Origin of the sequence: Pseudoalteromonas sp. P1-26, from assembly GCF_001401795.1 — a bacterium.
Classification (GTDB): Bacteria; Pseudomonadota; Gammaproteobacteria; order Enterobacterales; family Alteromonadaceae; genus Pseudoalteromonas.
In genome coordinates, this window is sequence record NZ_LKDX01000146.1 from 1 (window position 1) to 417 (window position 417).

The window sequence follows — 417 nt, forward strand, 5'->3', positions numbered from 1 at the left end:
GGCGGATTACGCTTGGCTAAAATTAGCGAAGAATGAGCGCCAGCCAAGCAGTAAGGCGTCCATTTTAAACAGCTTGTTAGGTTACGAACCTCAATCTACATTGTGATACTGTGCTGCTTGTTCGTAACAGTTAACACATACGACTGACATTTGATTAAACTCTCTGAATCTTTCTGTCATGCCGTCCTCTTCCTCAAAAACAGCCTCACATTGATAACACCAAGCTTGAAGATCATTTGGAACGCTTGAATTTTCAATGAAACCGAGAGGCTCTCCCTCAGGTTTGACAAGATGACCACATAGTACGGCAGCCACTCGCTTTCCATGCTTACCGCAATCAATATACATCGGTTCTATATCTGTACTCATTAGTAACCTAACGCCTCGCATAACGGGCTAATGATGCTTGGCTAAAAT

Annotated in this window: 1 protein-coding gene; it reads right to left on the minus strand. The window is 43.2% G+C overall.

From position 1 onward, the window contains the following. Window positions 1-90 precede the first annotated feature (90 nt). A complete protein-coding gene (locus tag AN394_RS21320) occupies window positions 91-369 on the minus strand; it encodes a hypothetical protein (protein WP_055022527.1) in 279 nt (92 codons plus the stop codon). Window positions 370-417 lie beyond the last annotated feature (48 nt).

Excerpts from the sequence above, each read along its gene's own strand:
- AN394_RS21320 (WP_055022527.1), bottom strand. The coding sequence starts at position 369 with ATGAGTACAGATATAGAACCGATGTATATTGATTGCGGTAAGCATGGA.